Consider the following 500-nt stretch of genomic DNA (forward strand, 5'->3'; position numbering starts at 1 on the left):
TTCACCCGAAACATTTCTAAAAGTAATAGAACGACTCGAATACATACGAGGAATGGAATTAGAAACGGTACAAATTAGTCATTTGCATCGCAATCGCCTGTTACAACTATCTCGCTTAGGCTCAAGATATGAGCCATATGCATTCCGTGACTTTCAAGAAAATAAGCGATATTCGATATTAACCGTCTATTTATTACATCTTACTCAAGAGTTAACGGATAAAGCTTTTGAAATTCATGATAGACAAATACTTAGTCTGTTATCAAAAGGCCGTAAGGCTCAAGAGGAAATTCAGAAACAAAACGGTAAAAAGCTGAATGAGAAAGTTATACACTTTACGAACATCGGACAAGCTTTAATCAAAGCAAAACATGAAAAATTAGACGTTTTTGAGGTTTTAGAATCCGTTATCGAATGGAATTCTTTTGTCTCTTCGGTCGAAGAAGCTCAGGAGCTTGCACGCCCTGCCGACTATGATTATTTAGACTTACTGCAAAAAC

The 500-nt window shown here is 36.4% G+C and carries 1 pseudogene; it reads left to right on the top strand.

Annotated features, from left to right (window positions below):
- Positions 1-500, top strand: a pseudogene (locus ACFFHF_RS11730) (Tn3 family transposase); the annotation flags it as partial.

It is taken from the genome of Robertmurraya beringensis (assembly GCF_042433785.1).
In the GTDB taxonomy this organism is placed as follows: domain Bacteria; phylum Bacillota; class Bacilli; order Bacillales; family Cytobacillaceae; genus Robertmurraya_A; species Robertmurraya_A beringensis.